13 protein-coding genes are annotated in these 17,890 nt (G+C 35.4%); 8 read left to right on the top strand and 5 right to left on the bottom strand.

Annotation, left to right across the window (positions count from 1 at the left end):
• The first annotated feature begins 386 nt into the window (after window positions 1-386).
• Entirely contained in the window at window positions 387-2,147 is a 1,761-nt protein-coding gene (locus Q0788_RS08800; protein WP_298809735.1) for a DUF262 domain-containing protein, read from the top strand.
• Between the two features lie 329 nt (window positions 2,148-2,476).
• Here the strand turns inward: Q0788_RS08800 and Q0788_RS08805 are convergent, their stop codons facing one another.
• The 3 genes from Q0788_RS08805 to Q0788_RS08815 form a co-directional block, all read right to left on the bottom strand.
• Window positions 2,477-4,159 carry an ATP-dependent helicase gene (locus Q0788_RS08805; RefSeq protein ID WP_288995768.1) on the bottom strand — a complete coding sequence of 561 codons (1,683 nt, stop codon included), beginning with the start codon at window positions 4,157-4,159 and terminating at the stop codon, window positions 2,477-2,479.
• Window positions 4,150-6,237: an AAA family ATPase gene (locus tag Q0788_RS08810; protein ID WP_288995766.1), complete on the bottom strand. Its 2,088-nt coding sequence runs from the start codon at window positions 6,235-6,237 to the stop codon at window positions 4,150-4,152. Before Q0788_RS08810 ends, Q0788_RS08805 begins: the two co-directional genes overlap by 10 nt.
• A gap of 152 nt (window positions 6,238-6,389) precedes the next feature.
• Complete coding sequence (locus Q0788_RS08815) at window positions 6,390-9,257, bottom strand: UvrD-helicase domain-containing protein (protein WP_298809739.1); 2,868 nt, start codon at window positions 9,255-9,257, stop codon at window positions 6,390-6,392.
• A 191-nt stretch (window positions 9,258-9,448) separates the two neighbouring features.
• On the opposite strand from Q0788_RS08815, the gene Q0788_RS08820 reads away from it, so the two are divergent.
• Complete coding sequence (locus tag Q0788_RS08820) at window positions 9,449-10,264, top strand: hypothetical protein (RefSeq protein WP_298809742.1); 816 nt, start codon at window positions 9,449-9,451, stop codon at window positions 10,262-10,264.
• A gap of 89 nt (window positions 10,265-10,353) precedes the next feature.
• Here the strand turns inward: Q0788_RS08820 and Q0788_RS08825 are convergent, their stop codons facing one another.
• Window positions 10,354-10,953, bottom strand: coding sequence for a DJ-1/PfpI family protein (locus Q0788_RS08825; RefSeq protein ID WP_298809744.1), 600 nt, complete (start codon window positions 10,951-10,953; stop codon window positions 10,354-10,356).
• A gap of 51 nt (window positions 10,954-11,004) precedes the next feature.
• Entirely contained in the window at window positions 11,005-11,652 is a 648-nt protein-coding gene (locus tag Q0788_RS08830; RefSeq protein ID WP_298809746.1) for an FMN-binding negative transcriptional regulator, read from the bottom strand.
• 157 nt (window positions 11,653-11,809) lie between these two features.
• Between Q0788_RS08830 and Q0788_RS08835 the strand changes: the two genes are divergently transcribed.
• From Q0788_RS08835 to Q0788_RS08860, 6 genes are all read left to right on the top strand, one after another.
• A complete protein-coding gene (locus tag Q0788_RS08835; RefSeq protein WP_298809749.1) occupies window positions 11,810-12,694 on the top strand; it encodes a PLP-dependent aminotransferase family protein in 885 nt (294 codons plus the stop codon).
• Window positions 12,658-13,191 carry an aminotransferase class I/II-fold pyridoxal phosphate-dependent enzyme gene (locus tag Q0788_RS08840; RefSeq protein WP_298809752.1) on the top strand — a complete coding sequence of 178 codons (534 nt, stop codon included), beginning with the start codon at window positions 12,658-12,660 and terminating at the stop codon, window positions 13,189-13,191. Before Q0788_RS08835 ends, Q0788_RS08840 begins: the two co-directional genes overlap by 37 nt.
• Before the next feature lie 346 nt (window positions 13,192-13,537).
• Window positions 13,538-14,578 (top strand): nucleotidyltransferase, encoded by a 1,041-nt coding sequence (locus Q0788_RS08845; protein ID WP_298809753.1) that lies wholly within the window; start codon window positions 13,538-13,540, stop codon window positions 14,576-14,578.
• A 2-nt stretch (window positions 14,579-14,580) separates the two neighbouring features.
• A complete protein-coding gene (locus Q0788_RS08850) occupies window positions 14,581-16,212 on the top strand; it encodes a ThiF family adenylyltransferase (RefSeq protein ID WP_298809756.1) in 1,632 nt (543 codons plus the stop codon).
• The gene (locus Q0788_RS08855) at window positions 16,197-16,748 is read left to right on the top strand and encodes a Mov34/MPN/PAD-1 family protein (protein WP_298809757.1); all 552 of its coding nucleotides are present in this window, start codon (window positions 16,197-16,199) and stop codon (window positions 16,746-16,748) included. Before Q0788_RS08850 ends, Q0788_RS08855 begins: the two co-directional genes overlap by 16 nt.
• A gap of 4 nt (window positions 16,749-16,752) precedes the next feature.
• Window positions 16,753-17,790 carry an SAVED domain-containing protein gene (locus tag Q0788_RS08860; protein WP_298809760.1) on the top strand — a complete coding sequence of 346 codons (1,038 nt, stop codon included), beginning with the start codon at window positions 16,753-16,755 and terminating at the stop codon, window positions 17,788-17,790.
• Window positions 17,791-17,890: the final 100 nt, after the last annotated feature.

Consider the following 17,890-nt stretch of genomic DNA (forward strand, 5'->3'; position numbering starts at 1 on the left):
GTTCATCAACTAGCTAATGTATTCTGATAAGGCATAAGCACGCCGCCTAATATGGCTTATCAAGCCGAACATGCTTTTTGGAATTTAGATTAAACAAGTGAAGATTGGATCAATGAGTAGTGTAAGTACTTTTTTGGATTTAATCGTTCGAAAGCTTAAATTTAATAATACAATATAGCTCAGCTTTATGTTAAAAACTACAACCACTTACCTATACACACTCAAACACCATAGTTTTATCATAATTATGGAAACGGCATAGGGTTTGTAAAAATCTTATAATATTGTCTGTATCTCCAGACACAAACTTAATGATATATGCCAAAATGGCAAGCCAGCTTTGAGGCTAAAGAGCAATTCAAGATGATACTAAAGGATTTTTTATAATGGCATATTCTAGCCTATCGATTAAACAACTGATTACAGATATCAACTCTAATAAATATTACCTGCCTGCAATCCAAAGAAAGTTTGTTTGGGGCGAGGAAAAAATATGCAGATTGTTTAATTCTATTATGCAGGACTACCCGATTGGAACTTTCTTATTTTGGGAATTAACAGCTCAGAAAGCCAATGAATATACGTTTTATGAATTTCTTAAGAATTATCATGAGCGTGACTCTAGAAACCAACTGGTTAACTACGACTTTCCTTTTGAAATTCGTGGCGTATTGGATGGACAGCAGCGTATTAGTTCAATGTATATTGCTCTTCAAGGTGTGTATTGCACTAAGAAGAAATATGCAAAGACCACGAACAATAGCGCATATCCCGAACGTAAAATGTATATAAACCTATTAAATGAAGACTATGAGTTTAAATTCTTAACCGACAAAGATGCTCAAAATAGTAAAAGTGGTTACTTTTATCTTGTTAGAAATATTTTAAGTGAGCTCGAAGATTCGGATGCTGACTCTGACAATATTGTTGATAAGCTAATTGAGACTGATCCTAGTAGATCAGAGCTATTAATAGAGAATAGAAGACATGCAAAAAAGATAATTAATCGTTTACTCAATAAATTTAACGATGACCAGTTAGTGAGTTACTTCAAGATTATTAATAAAGACCTAGATGATATCTTAGATATTTTTGTACGCGTTAATAGCGGCGGGACAATATTATCAAAATCTGACCTTCTATTCTCTACCTTAGTAGCACATTGGGAGGATGGTCGTGACCAAATTGAGAAACTTATATCTGACATGAATGGCGAAGATGGCCTATTTAACTTTAATACAGATTTTTTGATGCGGACATGCTTGTTTCTTGTAGATGCACCAATGAACTTTAAGGTGCAGACCTTTAACTCTACGAACATCAATAAGATAAAAGATAATTGGGATCAAATTCGCAAGGCCCTAATAGATGCGGCAGCAATGCTAAGAGAGTTTGGCTTTAATAAGAGACGATTATCCTCCAATTATGCTGCAACTCCATTGGCCTATTATCTACATAAAGGTGGAAAGGTAGACTCTACGACTAAGCCAGAATTGAGAAAGTTGATTGTACATAGTCTCTTGAAGCAAATTTATAGTGGTCAGGCAGATACCGCTCTAAGTGGTCTGCGGGATGGGTTAAGAATAAAGTCTGGTGATGGTGATACATACATACTAAAAGCCATTAAGTTTGATTTTTCCGAATATAAAAACACCAGAATGTCGGGCGGGAAGAAGCTAACCATTGATACCACGGACATTGAAAACTTCTTAGAGTACAAAAAAGGAGCATTTAGCTTCTTATTACTTTCAACGCTTTATCCAGACTTAAAGTTAGATCAGATCACATTCCATCAAGATCATATGCATCCTCACAGCAAATTTAAGCCATCTATATTGAAAGAAGTTGGAATAGATAGCGAAACTATCAAGCAGTGGCAGGATATGCGAGATCAGGTACCTAACTTGCAGTTACTCGAAGGTCGCGAAAATACTGTAAAGCAGGCTACTGACCTATCTAAGTGGGTTAATAGTAAAGCTGACAATGCAACTTATTATCTAAAGCGAAATTATATCTTAGATGAGCAGTCATTAGAGCTAGAAGATTTCGAAGGCTTCTTTGCAAGTCGGAAACAACTTCTAAGAAAAAGGCTGCATGAGCTATTTGATGTCACTTATATTGAAGAATCATTTGAGGAGGCAATATAGTAGCTAATCAAGGAGGCGCGGCTTATTGCTTAGCTACTATAACTATACTGCCACTAGAATTTTTGGATGCATTGCTAACGTGGAAAGGACGAGCTTAAAGGACTATTTCTCGGTGGTTATAACCTATGATTGGTTCTTGTTCTCTACAATAATCTTCTATTCTATTCTTTTTCCTTACCTCTACATCCGTTACAGCAAATGCTCTAATAGTAGATCTTAAACCATTAAGCACAAGCAAGTGCGATAGCTGATGATACAAGTATGTGACCTTTTTTATCGTTTGTAGCCTTAACTCATCAAAACCTTCAAAGAAAAAGAAAGTAGTAAAGCTATATCTCTACTACTTCGAGTATGCCTGTGCCAATGAGCTGTTGTTTAAGCGAATCTTCTAATATAGGTACCGAAATGAATAACTTATTCCTAGATCTACTTACTGCTACATAGTTAATTCGTTGTTCTTCTTTAGTAAGGTCTGGATGGGTTATAAAAGCTAAGTGTTTCGGATCTGGCAATAAAAGTAATACATTATCGAATTCATTCCCTTTTGCTTTATGGACAGTTAAATAATCACTATCTTCATTTACTGCTTTTACACAAAGATAAAGACTAATAAAAGTGTTTCCTTCGTAAAATATCTTAACTTTTCCTCGTGTAACATTAGGAAACGATAGGTCTGCTAAATCAGCCACAAGCTTGGAGAACTCTAATAATGATTTCTCTTTAATAATTTCGAAGTTAGTAGATAGCTTAGCTAGATAATTAAGAATCAGCTTCTTTGTTTGTGAGTCCTTCTTCGGATAGTTCTTCTGTAGCTCCTTTATAGCTTCCTTGAAGTCACCATTTTGCATTAAAAACAGACCTCTAATAGAGCTAGATATAAGTTTAGAACGTACAAAATTCGAATCTTCTTCAGTCAATTGTTCTAATAAATTTTTGTTGAAACCTTCTAAGCCTAACTCTGCTTTAGCTAAGTTTAATACGATGTTACTACGTGATAAAGTCGTTATATCCTTATTGATTCTGTAAGCATAATTGTAAGCATTTACCATATCTCCAACTAGTATAATTGGTTTTAAATCAGAGACATTTCTAATAGGAATTTGTATTAAATCATGTCTGATAAAATTCAAAAAACTAACAATTTCATTAGAGCATCTACGATTATTTATTATCTGGAAGTTCTGTATATTATCAATAACTAGATTATGAAAATCTGTAGGTTTTGCACCTTGAAAACCATAAATTGACTGAGCTTGATCGCCAATCACTCCTATTGTTGAATATTCAGCTATATTCTTGAATATATGAATTTGCAACGGTGTTGAATCCTGAAATTCATCAATAAAAACATACGGAAACTTCTCTGATATAAGTTTTGGAATAAATGGTATTTTATTTATAATTTGATAAGCGAAAAATATTATATCATCATGATGGTATGTACCCTTCTCCCAAGCTAGCTTTTTATATTCTGAATAAGTTGCATTACTTAAATTATATTTACCTATTTTTATAGGGTAACTTGGTTTTATAACTAAGTTATTTTCTGAGTTAAAATGCCAGAAGCATCTTTTAATAGCATCTATAAGTTTAAATTTATTTTCAGAAGAAACATAATTAACTTTAGGTTTTGTTAATAACTCCTGTAAAAAAGGATAGCTAGACAGTATTTGATCATCATGTCCATCTATTTTGGTAAGATCCAAATTAAAATCTTCTGCTATTACGGAAATATATGGTTTGACAATATACTGATAAAAAAAGCTATGTATTGTCATAACCTCTACCCTTGAGTTAGCATTACCAAGTCTTAAACGTAACGTTTTAACTGCATTGTTCGTATAAGTTAAGCATAGAACCTTTTTTGTAATAAACAATTTATTTGAAGTTCTAACGACATTATGGATATGTTGGGTTAGCCAATAGGTTTTACCTGCTCCAGGACCTGCCGAAACTCTAAAAGGTGAGTCGATATCAATAAGCTCATCTGACTCAATAGTTATTATTGGCATAATACTTCTAAAGCCTCCTGTATATAAGTTGGAATTACGACTTCAACATAGGCATCACTTCCCTTGTTCAATAAATTTTTCTGCAAAGCGATTGCTAACTCTAACGCATTCTCTCCCTTACTAACTGAATTTAAATACCTTGAAGCTATAATAGAGCGTTTTTTCTCATCATCTGTCAAATTAGAGCTATTTATTCCTATCTCAATACGAGTATTTTCCTCACTACTGCGAAGTTTGTCTATTAATTGTTGAACTGTGGAATCTGGGTCATTATATGAATCCATGAGACCATATAACTCAGATGTGTTTTTAGTGCTTTGTGTTACAAGTATTTTTAATGAAGGATTAAGATAGGCTAGCTCATACTCCAAGGTTTTACCATGTATGCTATCTTGTTTAAATATTAATATATTACTAGACGCATGAACTACGTTATTAAGATCGTATTCATATGTCTCATTGTCACTATTAAACTCGTATGGGTAACAAGTTTTGAAATTTCGATCTTTAACTTTATTTTTTCTCACTGGGTCTTTGTCTGTTAAGCACACGATTTTCTTTGGTATTGAATACTCATTCACTTCATCGAAAAGATAGAAGAAATGGTTAAAGTATCTTCCACCAATATTCACTATACTAATATGTTTGTCTTCCAAAAACTTGTCTTCATACTTAGCAAATATAGATATTAATAACTGTTCAGCAATACCTTCAACAAATAAAACTCTATCACTAAATAAAATATCAGACTTAACTGCATCTAAAAACCTTTCGATATATTGCTTACTACCAATGACTTCGTTGCCATGTTCATCTGTGAAGGTTTTAGAAGGATATGCTACATCTGTGCCGTCGTTTTTCTCATATAGACAAATTATATTGTCTAAATCAACTGCGCTGGTTATGTGCGTAGAATGAGTGGTAACGAATATTTGTCTTACTTTTTTAGCCTTACGATTATTTTCTAAGAACTTAAGAAGCTTAAATTGCATTGATGGATGTAAGTGTGATTCAGGTTCTTCTATAACGAGCATAGAGAAGACTTTAGCGTTGCTGTCGAGATGTTCAACGTTAGCGTTCACCTGCATTTTAGCAAGGAGAAGAGACATATAGATTAAGTTGTTGTATCCTAACCCATTATTCCTAGCAGGTATCTTTATACCTGTTTCATACTCAACAATAAGTTGTAGAACGCTATATATTTCAAGCTCTGATAAAGCGCCTTCAAAGTTAGGTGATGCGTTGTTAAATGAAGCCCCTGTTTGTGTTGCGTATGATAATATTTCTTCTTTACCATGTTCAATACGAACATGGATATCATTTAATAAATCATTCGACTTTGTCGAAAATTCATCTCTTCTAGTGTTTATAGCTACATTTTGTGCTTCTTTGTCTAACGTACTATTACTCTTGATATCATAATCCATGAAGAAGTCTATGACTTCTTTAAGTAAGGAGTTCTTGCCTGACAACATATCTCTTTCTACATCTCTTATCGCATCAAGAAATTGATAGTCAAATCTATCAAGCGTTTCTGAATCAAGTGTAGATTGATTCGTTACATCACCGACCCAAATCTTGTGTTTATAGAACCTTAGAAAGTTTTTCTGTATCATCTTCCAGATGTTATTACTTATATTCCCACTATTTTTCTCTTCGCTCTTTCCTTGATTTTCTATTTCTTCAGTAAAGGTTTTATACGTATCTTCATGTTTCTCAGGTAAGAAAAATTCATAAGTCAGCACTGCTTCATAATCATCATTAAAAATAGTGAGCCAATTCGCTAGCACTGAAAGATCATCTTCTGTAGCAGTAGCTGCATCTCCTTTTTTTATAGTTGCTTCAATAGTAATTTTAGGTGGTGCATCTATTAAATATTGTTCATCGATAAATTTACAGAAGTCATCAATTCCAAGCTTTTTGGTCGATTTCTTATCAAAAATTATAGAAAGCGCCCTAAGAAGATTCGACTTTCCGGAATTATTAGAGCCAATAATAGCGTTAATACCGTCGTTAAATTCAACTGTTATGTCTTTAAAGCTTCTATAGTTAGTTATTTTTAATTGAGATATATACATCTTTACCAATATCCTTTTAAATAAATATTCCATTAATAATATATGATTTAAATTCGTTACTGACTTGAATCACAACAAGCTAATCTAAATTTTTCCAATTGGTTTAAGAGCTCCTTCTGGAAAACAGCATGGTTCGTCTTGATTGCTTTTGATTAGCGAATTTTAATTGTATTTTTACACTGATCATTTGGAATCCCATAACCGCTACAGCCCCAGAACTTACCAAATTTGCTTTCCCGCATCTTCATAGGACGACCACATTTATTACAGATTTTCATTGAATTACCACAGTCCCTGTTGTTGCATAAACTATCATGCTCTCTATCCACAGAGGGTGCCTCGCACTTAGTACAGACACGCGCTTTACCTACTGAACAACCTTTACCAGAGCTACAGCCATAAAAACTGCCATACTGCCCTTTGATTAAGCGTAGGTATCCGTTTACGCAGTTAGGGCATTTAAATATCTTTCTATGGCGTTCTTGAAATGATTTAGAGAAAATGTTGATGTTGTATTTAGGAGCCAATAACTCAAGAACAAACTCTGATGGGGCTGTCGGACTCGCAATAATATATGATTTCTTTTTACAACGCGTTATGCCGACATACAGCAAGCGTCGCTCTTCAGAATGAGGAAATGAGTCTAATGTTGGAAGTAGCGCCTCAGGGATAGCATCCTCACGATTTCCATTAGGGAAGCCACTTTTTCCTTGGAAAAAACCAATCAAGATGCAGTAGTCAGCTTCAAGCCCTTTAGATTTGTGAAAGCTCCAAAAGTGAATACCTTTGGACTTTTCTTTACCTAGAAAATTACGTGAATCATTTAATAGATAGTTATATCTAGCAATAATTGCTATCGAACATTCAGGGTCATTTGCTCTGATCTTGCTGACAACCTCAGCGACTCTTTTATAGACACCATTCTCTTCACCAGTCTTATCATCTAATAAATATACTTGTGATTCATCAACCACGTCGTGTGTTTTGATGTGTTTCTGATACTGTTCTGGATTCTCCATGATGAACGTTCCAGCAGTATCAGCAATGCTATTATTATAGCGGAATGTCTTTTGGAGCTTTGTCAGTGTATGCGGTCCAACCAGCTCATTGAATCTAGTTGTGAGCTCAAGTTTACCACCTGAGAATCGATAGATAGACTGCCAATCATCACCGACAACCGTTAATGAGGGGTCAGGCCCTTTTTCGATAATGCTGTTAACAAAATCCATCCGAGAGGCAGATATGTCTTGAAACTCGTCAACAAGAATATATTTCCAGTGAGGTTTATATTGACCATTATCTACGACTGCAATTGCACGGATAATCATATCGTCAAAGTCAATTGAATCAGTAGCTGCAAGCTCTTCAACATACGCGTTGTGCAAGTCAGTTAGAATACGTGCCTTCTTCTTTGCTTGTGAGATACGAGCTTTCTCTAGCCTATCGAGAATTGGGTCTTCATCTAATCTTTCAAATCGAGTGGCTTGTAAGGCCTTGATAAGCATTTTGCTCCAAGTGGCAATTTGATTACCTTCCTTAAGCTTAGAGAGTAACTCTTTTGAAGCGTCTTCAACCGAATTTTTATCTGGAATAACTCCCACGGCAGCTAGTCGTTCTTCAAGACGAGCTTCGAGTGCATCTTCGATCCAATCATAATGGAATGTTTCCACCAAAACTGTTTCACGCTCTTTATGTAATTTACGTTTACTATCAATAGATTCGTTGTATGCTCGCTTATCTATATCGGGGCGAGTATTACCCTGTCTATCGATACCAAAGTGCTCGATGTAAATGTTAGAGTCAGATATGTGAAAGTCAGGCTGGTAGTCGAATCCTATGTCAATTCTTCGCTTACTGATGTAACGAGCTTCGTATTCGTATGGGATCTTATGAATAGCTAGCCAATTAGCTATCCTAAGTTCTTGATACCCTTTGACCAACTCGCCTTGAAGAGTTCTAAACTCATTGTCTCTGATATGTCGCTCATACTCTTCTTGAGTCTTAAAGTCGAAAGGATTCACAGGTTCTGGGAATAGTGATATAAAATCGACCATTCTTTTCGGATCTTTTATTAAATATTCTATCAACCACTCTGTTACCCATGCGCCTAGCTTTAAGCTGTCTTCAGTGAAGACGCTCATATAAGTTGAGATGTTAGATTCCCCTAAGATCTTTCTACCTAAAGCGTGGAATGTTGAAATCTGAGGTGGCTCTGTTAATACGATGCCTGAATTCTCAGCTTTATCATCAAGCCTCTTTTTTAGCTCTTCAGCGGCTGATTTATTGTAGGCTAGAACTAGAATCTCTGGAGGTGATGCCAATTCTCTATCGATAAGATCGAGAGCCTTAGCGACCATTACAGAGGTTTTACCCGTACCAGCAGCGGCAAGTACCATGTTCTTATCATTAGAACGAAGCACACCAAGTCTCTGTTCATCAGTCAAAGGGTTTGACTCTACGCTATCAAAAAAACTCTTTCTTAGTTCTAAGTTGATTTTTTCATGATATGCGCCTAAGGCTTCTTGTTTGATAGGATAAAGACTGTATATTTTTCCAACTTCGCTATATAGTTTGGAGTCACTGAAGTAATCCCATGGCACGTTGTCATCTTCATAGTATGTAGCCAGCTCATTTGCGACTAATTTAATTTGATCTAATTTTGAGTCCCTAGGGTAATTACTCAAAACCTGAATATTAAATTCTTCAATTAAGCTACTCATATAGCGCTGTATGGAGTGAGCGATTTTCCTGTTGATAGACTCTAAAAATGCTATAGAGTTCGTCTTTGATAAAAACTTATACTCTTCGAACGATTGACCGTTATGAATAAATAGGGTTGCACCAAAGAATCCCTTTTCAATATAAGCAAATCTTTTAACTTGAGAGAATGAGGCAAGTTCTGCTGATCCTTTCTTGGTATCTAAAGACAAGGCTAGCTCTGTTAGAAGTATTCCTTTTTTGCCAAAAATCTTACCAATGAAATTAAAATTCAATTGTTCAACCGTAATAATATCCTTCACCTTTACTCTCTTGTATGTCTAGCATTAAATCTCTTGATGGATTTTTCCACTGGCAATTAGTGAAAAATGATAAGGTATAAAAAAATTGCATTAGTACATCAGTACATCAGTACATCAGTACATCCTGGGATAGTGTATGCATTAACACAATCATGGAATAAACAATATACCCTCAAAAGGAAACAAAAGTAATGATTAGTTCTGAAAAACATGAATCGGCAGATGTAAGTATGACAAAACAGGCTGGATATCGCATCGCAGTAATCAACTCTTCAGGGAATACTGGTAAATCTCTCGTTAGCAACTACATGCTTAGGCCGAATATGGATTTGCAGCGTCATTATGTGATAAATAATATGAGTATGTATAGTAAAACGTATTCTGATGAAATTATATTATCTGGAGAAAATTTTGATGAAGCTTTGAAAGCCTTAAATGATATAGAGTCAGCTATTGTCGATATTGCTGCAGATAATACAGAGTATGTAATAGATATCATGAAGCACAGTAGTAACTCTCATGAAGTATTCAATTACTTTTTAGTGCCAGTAGTTAAAGGAAGAAAGGAGTTAGAAGATAGTTTAAATACAATCAAAGCTCTCTTAAAACTCGGAGTTCCAAGTAATTCTATTAAGGTAGTATTCAATAATATAAACAATAACAATAATATAAAATACTTAGAAAGCATAGATAAGGAGTTTGAATATCTTTTATCACACTTAGATGAACTTAAAATATCTTATGATACCAATGCGGCTATTGAGCATAATATCTTTTACCGAAGACTGTCTGAGCTAGACATTAGCTTATCAGAACTATTATCTATACCAATAGATGAAAAAAAGAATAGGAAAGAGTACCTCAGGACTAAGAAGAATCCGGAACGGACAGAGGAGGAACATAAAGAGTTACAAGCATTGGTAGATTTAATTACGACTTGGCGGTGTGCACAGTCAGCTATTAAAAATTCAAATAAGGTTTATCAGCTCTTATTTGCTAAGTTGTGAAATGCCTGATTTATCCCCATTCTAGCTATGATTTAAAAAATTATAGAAGCAAGCTTGGTAAACTAGCGATTCAATGAAGGTTTAGTATCTTAGTCAATATCAAACTCCATCCGTCGTGCTGTCACTTGCATGGTTTGCGTATCTACCAATTTCTTCACACAATAAAGACTGGCATGAATACCCGCACTTATTCCTGCTGATGTGACAAGGTTAGTCGTCTTATCGCTAGCATCAACAAAACGGGTGTTAGCGATTACTTCAATATTAGGATAGGATGCTAAATTGTTTAAATCCATCCAATGGGTGGTTGCAGACTTGCCAGCCAGCAATCCAGCTTTTGCTAACAGCAATGCACCGGTACATACTGAAAGCGTTAACTCGGTAAGCTTGGCTTGAGAGATGATCCAATCAATAACCACTGGATTATTTATCTCAACATTCTCGGCACCATAACCACCCGGAACAACCAATACGTCAATATCAGGATGATTGTCGAAGCTATAATCAGGAATAATAGTTAAACCATTTCTAGCAGATATTGGTGCTTGCTGCTCGGCAATGGTGATCACGTTAAAATGCTTATGACCTTTATCGCTCTCCGCTAGAGAAAATACTTCAAAAGGACCTGCAAAATCTAATACTTCGACTTCGTTAAATAGTAAAATACCAACGGTTCGTAGAGTTGTCATAGTATGTCCTTGAGTTAATATCATTAAATGAAATACCGCTTATTCGTACTCTTATAATTGAGTTAGATTCTGATTTACCTTTTTAACCAACGTCGCCATTTCATCCGCTTTTGCCGTTCCTAGCTGTTTCAGTCCTGCGACGACCCCTACTCTATTCTCAGCCGTTTTATTTTGACTCAACTTAAACTGTGCTTGAACATCTTTAATATTGACACGAATACCAACGATGGCGCGACACATAGCCTGAATGTACTCTACAGGCGCATCATCAAGTGACCAAGGGTTTGGCTGGTTAGCTTCAAAATCAGCCGTTTGCTTTGATAAAATTTCATTCAAATGCTCATGTTCAGTTAATAAACTGACGTCACCTGTAATATGGACACTACGATAATTCCATGTCGGTACTTCTTTATGGGTCGTTAATTTACTCGGATACCAATTAGGACTTATATAATGTCCAGCATCTTGAAAGATAATTAACCACGGTGCATTATTATCACTATTATTTAGAGCATTTACTTTGGCAATATGACCATATAAACAACCAAACTTACTGCCGTCATCCTGCCAGTACATGGGAATATGACAAGCTTCCAGTCCGTTGCCTGTTTTTGCAATGACCGTCGCTTGTGGTTGCTCTTTAATAAATGTTCGTATGTTTTCAAAGTTGTCTTCTTTAAAAGCTTTAGGGGTAAACATCGTAGCTCCAAGTTGTTGCGTATAACATGGAGTGATAGTACGACTTCACGACCCAACTGTACCGATGCATTTTTTAAAATTATCAACAAAGTGTATAGTTGCATAGCCCTTAACAATTACGTACATAATATATGACCTCTAATAAGCCACCTACGCTATGAATGATACTTGCTTGCTCAATCTTAATATCAGTAAAACAGCTGCTGTGGTCGAATGGATACAACAGCGAATTGATAGCCAAATTTATAAGCCGTATCAACGAGTGCCTTCTATACGTAAGTTGGCCACGATTCTGGATGTTTCTAGTTTTACCATAACTCAAGCTTATGAGCAGTTAGTCGCTACTAACGTGCTGACAGCTAAGCCAAATTCAGGCTATTACGTTTTACCTCAAATCACTCAACGTAGAAATACAGAGGTGTTGGCTAAAGCGGCTATGGTTGATACCAGCTGGCTAGTACAGCAAATGTTTAGCGATGTTCCTAATCACCGATCACCAGGATCAGGTGAATTGCCTATTGAGTGGATTAAGAATGATAGGATGCAATGGGCGGTAAGACAGGTTAACCAAGATATCGATAGCTTTATCTATAATTACGGTGAGATTCAGGGTTATTTACCTCTACGTGAGCAATTAGTCCAGTATTTAGATTTGCTAGGTATGCATACTAGTGCCAATAATATTATTACTACAACAGGAGTTTCGCAGGCTATTTTGACAGTGACTCAACTATTATTAAACGTAGGAGATACTGTCATAGTAGATAATCCTGGTTGGTATTGGACGTCAAGTACCTTAAAGCAGCAAGGTTATCAGGTGGTATCAGTTGAACGTGACCACCAAGGTCCGGATCTTGAACAAATGAGACAGGTTTTAGAAGAATATCGTCCCAAGTTATACATTACTAACAGCGTACTCCATAATCCAACATCCTATAACTTGCATCCTGTCCGCGCCCATCAAGTAATACTTATATTTTTGAGGATGATTTGTACGCAGCATTTTTGCCTGATGAAAAACCGCTTAGGTACGCTAATATAGACCAGTTTAAGCGGGTGTTTTATGCTACTGGTTTTTCAAAGTCGATGGCGTCAGGCTGGCGTGTCGGTATGCTGGTCAGCCCTGATAAATTTATCAATCAAATCCTTAAGCTTAAAACCCTTAGTAATATGACATCACCAGAGTTTGGCGAGCGCGTAGTTTATCGGTTGTGGACGCAAGGAGAATATCGCCGTCAGCTTAAGAAAGTACATCAGAAACTCTATATAGCCCATCAAGATATGCGAGACTCATTATCTAAAATAGGTATCACTTACCCTGAACATACCAACCCGGGGATTTTTGTGTGGATAGATACTGGCGTGGATTCTGGTAAGCTGGCCTTGGAGGCTTATAAAGAGGGCTGGCTTGTCGCCCCAGGACAGCTGTTTAATCCAAGTGCTAAGCCTTCAACTTATTTGAGATTGAATGTGGCGACAACGAGTCATAATTTTCTGAAGTGGTTGGATATATATTTAAACCAAGTCAATATTTACTAATAAAGTATTAAAGCTAGCTCAATATTCCTACACGAACCCATTCTATGCGCTAGAATCAAGATTTTATTCAAAGAATATTAACTGCAGACAATGCTACTTCTATCTAATACTAATTTAAATCCACCTGAGCATTAAATAATTCTTAAATCTTAGGCAATTGTTATTGATTCAGCATAGTAGCTGATCGATAGCATTTATATGAGCTGCTCCAATTTTTCTCTGCTTTAGAGTTACCTTATAAAGCCATTCATATATTGAAATATAAATCCAAAAAGTATTGTTACTTGATTTACAAAAATCAGACACCATGTACTATATTACAATAATTAAGAAATATGGAATAAATATGGCAGATTTGCAAACTCAATTTAAAGCATTTAATAGTAATATTTACTTAACTGGTCAAAGTGATGATTTTAAAAGGGCTAAAGAGAAAGATGACAGCATATTGAAAGAGCTAAAGGTGGTTTTCAAAGAGAAAGGATATCCTATAATAGAATCTTTTAAACAAGGTTCGTTTGCAGTTGATACAGCTATCTACAATTTAGATGGCGACTACGACTTTGATCGCACCTTAATTATTGATGCAGATTACGCTCCTGATGATCCTGTAGAGCCAAAGCGAGTTATTAAAGAGGTTTTAGAAAAAAGAAACTTTAAAGATCCTAAAATCAAAAAACCATGTGTTACTGCTGACTACAAATCATTTAATCTGCATATTGATTATACCGTGTATAAGGTTGATCAATCTTATACGACGTTTTTGGCGATTGGCAAACATGGCTCTAGAGATGAACATAAGGATTGGGCACAATCAGACCAGAAAGGTTTAATTGAATGGATTAATAATGTTGAATGCTATACTGGGAATGGGTCTAAAAAGCGACATCAATATAAACGTCTCATACGGTTTATGAAGCGCTGGCGAGACGTTAATTTTAGTGATGAGGTCAAAAAGAAAATATTTTCAATTGGTCTCACTGTAATGATAAAGTCTCAATATACTAACCAACTTTCACATCAAGAACAAGTTGATGATTTAAAGGCTTTAAGCCTTATAGTTGAGGGTATTTTAAATGGTTCATATTTAAAATACCAGTCAGATGGCAAGTATAGAGTTTCTGTTCAATTACCTACTCTTCCCTATAGAGATATTTTTCAACACAAAACAGATGGTTATTCTTCCGAGGGCAGCGATAAGAATATTGGCACTCAATTTAGAAATAAATTAATATATCTGAACGACGAGTTGAAAAAAGCAATTGTGGAGCCAGACCCTTACGAAGCGAGTAAATTACTAAGAGCAGTTTTTGGGAATTGTTTTCCCTTAGCAAATATTAAAAAAAATGAGAATACCCCATACTCTCGTACTGGTACATCTGCGTAACTATGATTCTAAGTGAAGAAAAACTGGCCAATTTCAAACATATATTAACTACACACCGTGCAGTTAATATATGTTTGGTTAATACTGGTACAGTATATGTATACGATTTTACTATTCCTAATTTATTCGACTTTCAAATTGAAATTAGAAATGAAACCGAATGGCTTGAATTACCTAAGATTCGTATAGTGGCTGATGGTCATACCCCTATTCCTCACGTTAGCAACGACGGTTTAATCTGTGTTACAGATCAACAGGGCGAGCTTTTCGACAGTAACCGAATTGAATCATTGTTTGAATATGCACTTGACGAAGCTATCAGAATCGTTCAGCCATACATAACTCAACCTACTAATTTGTATGAAGAGCTTGAAGGGTATGTTGAAACGACCTTAGAAACCGGATATAAAATAACTTTATTAGATAAACCTAATGATATAGAAGAGTTCCAAGCCATTACCAAAATCAATAAAGGTAAGCTTAGTGTCAGTAGTATTCAAAAGTCAAATAGTAAGTCTTTTATATTAGATTATGGTACTTATCGAAATATTACTGTTATCAAATTAGCTGATGTAAAAGATTTCGTATTACCTAACATCGGAGGAAACTTCGATAGGGATTGGTGGAGTAGTCAGAAACTTAAATTATCAGCTAAACAGCATAGCAAAATATATAATAATTTTTATCACATAACACTAATAATTGTTCCTTACAAAGATCGTGAGACTTATATTGTCATATGTAATGACAATGCATCAAGTATTGTTAAAAATGACTTTTCTGTATATTTAACTCAAAGATGTTGGAAGGACTACTTACTAGCCCGTACAGGGGAAGACGACGAGAACACACAGAACAAGACTGTGGTAATAGCTGGCTGTGGCTCAGTGGGTTCTAAAGTAGCTGGTTTTTTATCTGAATCAGATATTAGCCAACTAAGTCTTATTGATAACGATATCATGTCTCCAGATAATTTGATGCGTCATCAGTTAGGTGTAAAGAGTATTAATCACAGAAAAGCTTTTGCTCTTAAGGCTAGATTAAGTAGCGATATGCCTTTTATAGATATCAAAGCTTACCATATGGAAGTTCTTAAATGGTTGAAGATGCAAAATGATGATGACCTACGCGAGATCGACTGTTTGATCTTAACAACGGGACATATACCTACTGAACTTGCTATTTGCGAATACCTTTATTATAAAGATATTAATATACAAATTATTTCTGGCTGGGTTGAGGCTTATGGCTTAGGCGGACAAGCTTATAGTTTTAGAAATAACTCTAATGGTTGCTTAAGATGCTTGTATACTGATGAAAACTCTATCATTAGTAGGTCGCAAGCTCAGCTATTTAACCTAAACCATCAAGTTGTCTCTAAAAATATAACAGGGTGTTCAGGTGCTTTTACACCATATTCTTCTTTACACGCTACTAAAACAGCTTCAATTATAACTGAACTAGTACTGGCTCCTAAGTATGGTCTATATACATGGGTGAATACAAGTAGAAAGCCCAATGACTACAATTTAGAAGCAACAGAATATTTTAATACTACGCTTGGTAGTGGTGGTTATCAGTTTAATGATATTAACAATTATAAAATAGCAGGATGTGAATGTTGCAGTTCATAGATACTCGCCTTAAATGGGTAGAAAATAATCAATCAGAAGGTGTGTTTTCAGAGAAAGTATTATTAACTTGGGTAAAGTATCGTCAATGTCATGTTCAAGACAAAGAGGCAGGTGGCTTATTGATGGGCAGGTTCGCTCAAGACACACAATCAATGTTGGTGGATGACTTAACCACTCCAATGTTCTTTGATAAACGTAAAAGAAGAATGTTCTATCGGTCTAAATCTCATAATAGAGAACTAAAAAAGTATTGGAAAAATACCCAAGGGTATGGGGGTTTACTAGGACTATGGCACACTCATCCAGAAAATATACCAACCCCATCATCAATGGATATTACCGACTTAAAAAATCAGATCATGGCCTCTAAATATGTAACTAATAGACTAATTTATATTATTGTAGGTATTACGCATATTGGTGTTTGGACGGGTTACAAGAATGGCAAAGTTCAGTTTATAGGTCACATTGCCGTCGATAATAAAATTGATCACCACGATTATAACTTCAATCAACATATTGAAAAAAGGCTTTAAGCTTATGTGGGAAAAAATTCAATGGTTAATTATAACTGGACTCAAGTTCAGAACACCATATCCTAAAACAGCATGGGGAGTGCGCTGTTGTCTAACCTCACTAGGTATTAGTTTATATTCGTTTCTTAACCTTTATATAAATTTAAAAGATAACCTTATAATAGATGCTATTGAGTTTACTTATAGAGAACCTACTATCTTGTATACATTAATAACTGTAGGTTTATTCTTAGTAGGTATGGCGTTAATTTATTCAGAATGGGATAAAAAATTCCGTCATATTGCTAAGGTTTTTATTTCAGCAATGCCAGGTGTGGCTATTTCTTTCCCTATCAATGTATTAGAGCCATCGGAAAGAGTATTGAGTAGAGAGGCTGTAAAACTTGGTGTCAATCAAGACAGTGAAGAAAATATACAAAAGCAAATAGAAGTATTTAATGCTGAACTTAAAGCAGATGTTGTCAAACGCTTTATACTGCCTCCAGATATAAAAAAAGCGTATGTTGGTGGCTTAGCTCGTATCCCTTTCCTAGTAGCCTATGGATCTACGTTGCGAAATCAATCAGCACAAATAGTATACTTCGATAAATTTCATCGTAATGGAGAATACGCTTTACTTGAAGATTTTAACGAAAAAATAAGTTTAAAAAACTATGACCTCAGTCCTGGCACTAGTAATGATGTTGGGTTAGCTTTAGGCTTTACTACAGCTATATCAAGAGAACAGTTACCAGAGACCCTGAGAGACTCTGTAACTATTCTTTTTCCTAATAAAGTTGCAGCGAGAAACTTAATAAAAAATCAAGCTAACCTTCAAGATGTGTCAGATGAAATTACCCGTATAATTGATAACTTATCTTCTATAAGAAATGTTCAGAGAATACATCTTTTCCTATCTGTGCAGTCTTCTCTTGCTATTGAAATAGGCAGACGCTATCAAGAAGGAACTCATAAAAATTGGATCATACATAATTTCAACCCTGACAAAGGTTGCTATGATTGGGCATTAGAGTTGTCAAGCAAAGGGCTTAGAGAGTTTTAAATATAGTCAAGTCTGAGCTATGTGTATTTGATTATACCTATGGCGAACCAATCAAGTGCTTGCTCCGGTTCGATACCCTAGTGAGGACTTGAACACTAGG

Origin of the sequence: uncultured Psychrobacter sp., assembly GCF_947500265.1 — a bacterium.
Taxonomy (GTDB): domain Bacteria; phylum Pseudomonadota; class Gammaproteobacteria; order Pseudomonadales; family Moraxellaceae; genus Psychrobacter.

Bases quoted from the DNA above. Each gene is read 5' to 3' on its own strand.
- Q0788_RS08800 (WP_298809735.1), top strand. From the start codon at position 387: ATGGCATATTCTAGCCTATCGATTAAACAACTGATTACAGATATCAAC.
- Q0788_RS08805 (WP_288995768.1), bottom strand. From the start codon at position 4,159: ATGCCAATAATAACTATTGAGTCAGATGAGCTTATTGATATCGACTCA.
- Q0788_RS08810 (WP_288995766.1), bottom strand. From the start codon at position 6,237: ATGTATATATCTCAATTAAAAATAACTAACTATAGAAGCTTTAAAGAC.
- Q0788_RS08820 (WP_298809742.1), top strand. From the start codon at position 9,449: ATGATTAGTTCTGAAAAACATGAATCGGCAGATGTAAGTATGACAAAA.
- Q0788_RS08825 (WP_298809744.1), bottom strand. From the start codon at position 10,953: ATGACAACTCTACGAACCGTTGGTATTTTACTATTTAACGAAGTCGAA.
- Q0788_RS08830 (WP_298809746.1), bottom strand. From the start codon at position 11,652: ATGTTTACCCCTAAAGCTTTTAAAGAAGACAACTTTGAAAACATACGA.
- Q0788_RS08835 (WP_298809749.1), top strand. From the start codon at position 11,810: ATGAATGATACTTGCTTGCTCAATCTTAATATCAGTAAAACAGCTGCT.
- Q0788_RS08845 (WP_298809753.1), top strand. From the start codon at position 13,538: ATGGCAGATTTGCAAACTCAATTTAAAGCATTTAATAGTAATATTTAC.
- Q0788_RS08850 (WP_298809756.1), top strand. From the start codon at position 14,581: ATGATTCTAAGTGAAGAAAAACTGGCCAATTTCAAACATATATTAACT.
- Q0788_RS08855 (WP_298809757.1), top strand. From the start codon at position 16,197: ATGTTGCAGTTCATAGATACTCGCCTTAAATGGGTAGAAAATAATCAA.
- Q0788_RS08860 (WP_298809760.1), top strand. From the start codon at position 16,753: ATGTGGGAAAAAATTCAATGGTTAATTATAACTGGACTCAAGTTCAGA.